The 5,687-nt window shown below is 65.9% G+C and carries 5 protein-coding genes; 2 read left to right on the top strand and 3 right to left on the bottom strand.

Features of this window, described 5'->3' with window-relative positions; all coding sequences use genetic code 11:
• Positions 1-152 precede the first annotated feature (152 nt).
• Both rfbC and rfbA read right to left on the bottom strand, forming a co-directional pair.
• Entirely contained in the window at positions 153-701 is a 549-nt protein-coding gene (gene rfbC / locus VF631_RS10515) for a dTDP-4-dehydrorhamnose 3,5-epimerase (RefSeq protein WP_431850255.1), read from the bottom strand.
• Positions 698-1,618 (bottom strand): glucose-1-phosphate thymidylyltransferase RfbA, encoded by a 921-nt coding sequence (rfbA, locus tag VF631_RS10520; protein WP_431850256.1) that lies wholly within the window; start codon positions 1,616-1,618, stop codon positions 698-700. The genes rfbC and rfbA overlap by 4 nt, the downstream gene beginning before the upstream one ends.
• A gap of 429 nt (positions 1,619-2,047) precedes the next feature.
• Between rfbA and VF631_RS10525 the strand changes: the two genes are divergently transcribed.
• Both VF631_RS10525 and VF631_RS10530 read left to right on the top strand, forming a co-directional pair.
• Positions 2,048-3,034 (top strand): class I SAM-dependent methyltransferase, encoded by a 987-nt coding sequence (locus VF631_RS10525; RefSeq protein ID WP_431850257.1) that lies wholly within the window; start codon positions 2,048-2,050, stop codon positions 3,032-3,034.
• Between the two features lie 50 nt (positions 3,035-3,084).
• Positions 3,085-4,050: a glycosyltransferase family 2 protein gene (locus tag VF631_RS10530; protein ID WP_431850258.1), complete on the top strand. Its 966-nt coding sequence runs from the start codon at positions 3,085-3,087 to the stop codon at positions 4,048-4,050.
• A 16-nt stretch (positions 4,051-4,066) separates the two neighbouring features.
• Here VF631_RS10530 and VF631_RS10535 read toward each other — a convergent pair whose 3' ends face one another.
• Entirely contained in the window at positions 4,067-5,140 is a 1,074-nt protein-coding gene (locus tag VF631_RS10535; RefSeq protein ID WP_431850259.1) for a glycosyltransferase family 4 protein, read from the bottom strand.
• Positions 5,141-5,687: the final 547 nt, after the last annotated feature.

A 5,687-nucleotide genomic window follows, 5' to 3' on the forward strand; every position in this document is an offset into this window, starting at 1 on the left:
GTCGGGGCTTTCCCGGCCGATCGCCTCTGCGACCGCCGTCCGCGAACCGACGTCACACTCGGAACGGTCGAGCGCGACGACCTGTGCGGCCGCCGGCGCGGTCTCGGCCAGCAACCGGCCGACCTGGCCCGCCGCCCCGAAGATCAACACCTTCACTCGAACATTTCCACGTCCGCGAGGGGACGTGCCGCGGCATCCCGAGCCGACAGGAGCGGCGCGACGATCTCGTCCAAAGGCCAGGTGATGCCGACGTCCGGGTCGGACCAGAGCAGCGTGCGCTCCTCCTTCGGCGCGTACAGCGCCGTGCATTTGTAGGCGCACTCGCTGCCGTCTTCGAGGCTGAGAAAGCCGTGTGCGAACCCCGGGGGGATCCACAGCATCCGCTTGTTCTCCGCAGAGAGCTCGACCCCGACCCAGGCCCGGAAGTGCGGCGATGTGCGGCGCAGGTCGACCGCCACGTCGAAGATCCGGCCCTGCACCGCCCGCACAAGTTTCCCCTGCGGCTGGCCGATCTGGTAGTGCAGCCCGCGAAGCACGCCGCGCGCCGAACGGCTGTGGTTGTCCTGCACGAAATCAGCCACGATGCCGGCCCGCCGGAAGCTGTCGGCATTCCAGCTTTCCATCAGCCAGCCCCGATCGTCCGAGAACAGTTCGGGCTCGATCAGCAGTACGCCCGGCAGCGCCGTTTCGCGGACCTTCAACGCCGCCGGCTCCTGCCCAGCACCGCAAGGAGGTATTCCCCGTAGCCGCTCTTGCGCAACGGCGCGGCGATCGAGACGAGAGCCTCGTCGGAGATATAGCCCATCGACCAGGCGACCTCTTCTGGGCAGCAGATCTTCAGTCCCTGTCGTTGTTCGATGATCCGGGTGAACACCGCCGCGTCCAAAAGCGTGTCGTGCGTGCCGGTGTCGAACCAGGCATAGCCAGGCCCCATCACCTCCACGCAGAGTTCGCCCGCCTCCAGGTACATCCTGTTGAGGTCGGTGATCTCCAGTTCGCCGCGGGCGGACGGAGTGAGCCTGCTCGCGCGATCGACGGCCTGTTCGTCGTAAAAATACAGGCCCGTAACGGCGTAGCTGGTGTCGGCCGACGCAGGCTTCTCGACCAGGCTGCGCGCCCGCCCATCCTGATCGAACGAGACGACGCCGTACCGCTCTGGATCGGCGACATGATAGGCGAAGATCGTGGCGCCGGAAGTGCTCGCGTTGACCCGCTTCAGGGTCGCGATCAGATCGTGGCCATAGAAGATATTGTCGCCGAGGATGAGCGCGGCGGGGGCGCCGTCCAGGAACTCGGCGCCGATCAGCAAGGCCTGCGCGATCCCGCCCGGAGCGGGCTGGCTCGCATATTGGAAGTGCACGCCCCATTGCGCGCCGTCGCCGAGCAGCGTTTCGAACGCGACGCGGTCGCGCGGCGTCGTGACGATGAGGATGTCCCGGATTCCTGCCATCATCAGCACCGAAACGGGATAATAGATCATCGGCTTGTCGTAGACCGGCATCAGCTGCTTGCTGACGACGCTGGTGATCGGGTGCAGGCGCAGACCCGTGCCGCCCGCGAGAACGATGCCCTTCCTTGCTGCGCCGTTCCCGTTGCCGGCCACCTCCGTGTCAACCAAGACGCGGCTGCCGGTGAATGGTGGCGTGAGTGGACATGGCGTATCCTTGCGGGGCGGTTACGAGGAACATGCGGGGCTCGACCGGCTCGCGCAGCAGGGCGTTAAACGCTCCGAGATCACCGCGCCAGCCGGTCCGGGCCGCGGACGCGCAGGCCAACCACGGTTGCTAGGCGGGCGGGGCCATGAGGGTGAACGCACGGAGGCTTCTCGCGAGACACTGGCCGGAGATATAGCGGCGCCGTCACCAATAGGAATCGCGTTGCCGACCTCGAAGCACACGACCGCCAGCCACCCCTGCGTCCCCAGCCGGCTATGCCTTGGGCCGCGCACCAGGGGCTCGCGGTTCCGGTCCGACCGGCCGAGTGCCTGCCCGCCACCTTGCAGCAGTGCAAACCGCGCGCCGCCCGCTCGATCGGCCGAGAGGCTGGCATGACAAATCTCCAAAGCAGCGACCCGCCGGCGGCCGGCGGAACCTGGCCGGCAGACGGTCTCGTCGCCATCGGCCGTTGCCCCGTCTGTGGCGACGCTGGTCGGTCGCTGTTCCTGGATAGGCTGCGCGATACTACCTTCTACTCGGCTCCGGGGGAGTGGACGCTGTGGCGCTGCGGCGACTGCCGGTCGCTCTATCTGGACCCACGGCCGACGCCCGAGACACTCGGACTTGCCTACCGCAGCTATTACACGCACGCGCCGCGCTCCGCCGAAAGTGAGGAAACGAAAAGAAGGGGCTTGCGGGCGGCCGTCGTCGGACGCTTGTCGCGCAGCGAGCCTGCCTATGTGGAACGATTACCCGTTCCCGAGGGAGCGGTTCGGCCCCGCCTGCTCGACATCGGCTGCGGCAATGGGGAGTTTCTGCTTCGGGCGAAAAAGGCGGGCTGGAAGGTGTCGGGCTGCGACTTCGATCCCGTGGCCGTGGAGGCGGCCCGTGAGTCCGGCGCCGAGGTCCGCATCGGCGGCGCCGAAGTCTTCCGCTCCGCGCTCGGCAGCTTCGACGCGGTGACGCTGGGGCATGTGATCGAGCACGTCGGGGATCCAGGGGGTCTGCTTGCGCTTTGCCTCGACCTGCTGAAACCGGGCGGCGCGATCTTCATCGATACCCCCAACACGGATGCGCGGGGGCTGCAGCTGTTCGGCCGCCATTGGCGCGGCCTCGAGCCGCCGCGGCACCTGGTCCTGTTCAACTGGGAGGCGCTGGAGCAGCTGATGATCCGCACCGGCTTCGAGCGCCTGGAGCGGCTGCCGCAAAAAGGGCTGTCGCTCAGCCTCTGGCTCGCCAGCGACCGGATCCGGTCGGGTTTGAGGCCGGAGACGCCTCGGCGTCCGTCCTTGCGTCTGCTCACGGCCCTGCCCTTGCTGGCGAGGCTGCCGCTGCGGCGGACGGAGTTCATTACCCTGCGCGCTCGGAAGCCGGCCTAGTGAGCCCCCATTCGGCCGACCCGCCTTCGCGCTGTCGCATCTCGGTGGCGATGGCGACGTTCAACGGCGCCAAGCATGTGGGGGAGCAGCTTGCCAGCCTTGCCAGGCAACAACGGCTCCCGGACGAACTGGTCGTCTGCGACGACGGCTCCACGGACGGAACGGTCGAGCAACTCGAGGCCTTTGCCCAGAGCGCTCCGTTCCGGATGCGCGTCCACCGCAACGCGCGCAATCTCGGCGTGCTACGCAATTTCGAGAAGGCGCTGTCGCTCTGCGGTGGCGACATCGTCTTCCTGTGCGACCAGGACGACGTCTGGTTTCCCGAGAAGATCGCCGATGTTGTCGTGGCCTTGGAGGGGACCTCCGGCATCCTCCTCGTCATCAACGACAAGCTGATCGCGGACGAAAATCTCGTCCCCACCGGCGCGACCATGCTCGGCAGTATTCGCGCGTTCGGCTCTCCGGACAGCAACTTCGTGGCGGGATGCTGCGTCGCCTTGCGCCGCGAATGGCTCGAAGTCGCCCTGCCGATCCCGAACGGCGCGATCGACCACGACAGGTGGCTGGTCGGTTTGGCCCACCACCTCAAGGTGATCTCGATTCTGGAGAGGCCGCTGCAATTCTACCGGCGGCATGGGGCAAATGTCTCGCACGACCCGTTCAGCGACCGGCGGCGGGTCGGCCTCGCCACGCGCCTGAGTACCGAGGTGGCGAGGATCCTGCGGCGCTCCTCGGGTGGCGACGAGGAGGGCTGGCAGCTCTTCATGGCTTCGAACGAGGCGGAATTGCGCCGGATCGCGGAGCGCCGGCACCTTCTCGGGCAACTCGGCCTCGCCGACCGGGTGGACCCAGCGCTCGACCTGCTCCGGCGTCGAGGCGAAACCCTTGCCGCGCGCGAACGCATGACGTCCATGACGCTGCCGCGCCGCGCGATGGAGGTTTGGAAGTTGTGGCGTTCGGGTGGCTACACCCCCTTCTCGGGGTGGAGAAGCGCGCTCAAGGACGTGCTACGGTAGAGATCTGTCCGAACATTCAGCCACCAGGCCCAAGCGACTTCAGCGCTTCCACAAGGCGCGGGGCATGGACGTGCAGCGAATAGTGCTCCTCGATCCGACGCCGACCAGCCCCGCCCAAATTGCTTCGCAGGTTCGGATCGTCGATCAGGCGCAACAGCGCCATGCTCCATTCGGCCTCGCTCGTCGCAAAGAGGCCGGTCCTTTCGAAAAGTACGATCTCCCGGTTCGCTCCGACCGGCGAAGCGACCACGGGAAGCCCACAGGCCGCATACTGGATGAGCTTGAAGCCGCACTTGCCCCGCGCCCATTCGTCGTCGGGAAGCGGCATCAAGCCGATATCCATGGAGCGTATCTCCTCCACCTCACGCTCTTCTTGCCAATCGATCAGGTCCAGGCCCGCAAAGGCGTCGCCCCTGGCAGCGGCGCCGGCACCGACCGCGCGGACACGAACGCCCCGCTCTGCAACGAGCCGGCGCAGCAATGGCAGGAGCGGGCGCATATAGGCCCATGTCGACGGAGAGCCAATCCAGCCCAAGGTCAGCGGATGATCGGGGCGAACGCCGGCTGCCGGACGGTAAATGGACGTGTCCACGACGGTCGGCAGGATCATGGTGTTCGGAGTGAAGCGAGACGCGTGACGTTCGAGATAAGTGTTGCCGCAACAGCTGAGCGCCGCGCCCCGTAGCAGCGGATCGAGTTTGCCGGCGAGTAGTCGGCGTACCCATCTGTAACGATGATCGCCGTAGAAGTTGAAGAAGGCGTCATCGAAGTCATAGACGACTGGGTTTCCACTGCGAAAGGCGAGCCTCTCGAAGCTTGCCGGGAGAAACGGGAACAGTTCTGCGTTGATCCATATGAGGTCAGCTTTGGTCCGGCCAATTACCTGATGAAAGCGATGCAGATAGTGGAGCAGCATCTTGCCCTTGGGGTAGCGCCGACCGGAGCCTATGCCTTCAACATACGCGTCCGGGAGGAGCGCATGAAAATCTACCTCGATGCCGCACGCCGTCAGGTGCGGGGTATATTGCAGCAGCCGGTGACGACTACTCGCCGCCATGGAACTATATTTGGCGAAAGCGGTGACGCGCATTATCGGCGATCTCTTCGGGCCGGGTCGGCGCTAACGACTTTCAGCACCAGCGCAAGCGGCGCGCAGCGATCAGCCAGGCCTCGCGCCGGTCAGATCGACGAGCCGGCTTGGGGACGGCCGCATCACGCCGTCGACCCTTCCACCGTCGGGTTCGGGCGGCTCGAAAAGCCTTGCGGAATTCGGGTGAATGCTGCGGGCCACCTTCTGTCGAAGGTACTTCAGTCGGGTGCGGCGCTTGCCGCTGTCCACCACGGCGAGACAATCCTCGCTCGCAAACCATGGCCGTATGACACGGGCTCGAAATCGCCAGAGCCCGATCGAAAGCGACTCGTAAGCTGGCTGTAATCGCGCGCCTCGGAATCAATCAGCGACCGATAGGATGTTTGCCCTTCATAGCTCTGCGAGCCAACCTCAAGGGCTACGACGCTTGCTATGCGGACCCGCCGCAGGGAAGAAGGCCTCCATCTTGCTGTAGCTGCTACGGTGCGCGGGATCGGTCCTTCGTATATTGGGCTCACGCCGACCGCTACGGCCAGGCAAGCGCGAC

It is taken from the genome of Allosphingosinicella sp., assembly GCF_036387615.1.
GTDB lineage: Bacteria > Pseudomonadota > Alphaproteobacteria > Sphingomonadales > Sphingomonadaceae > Allosphingosinicella.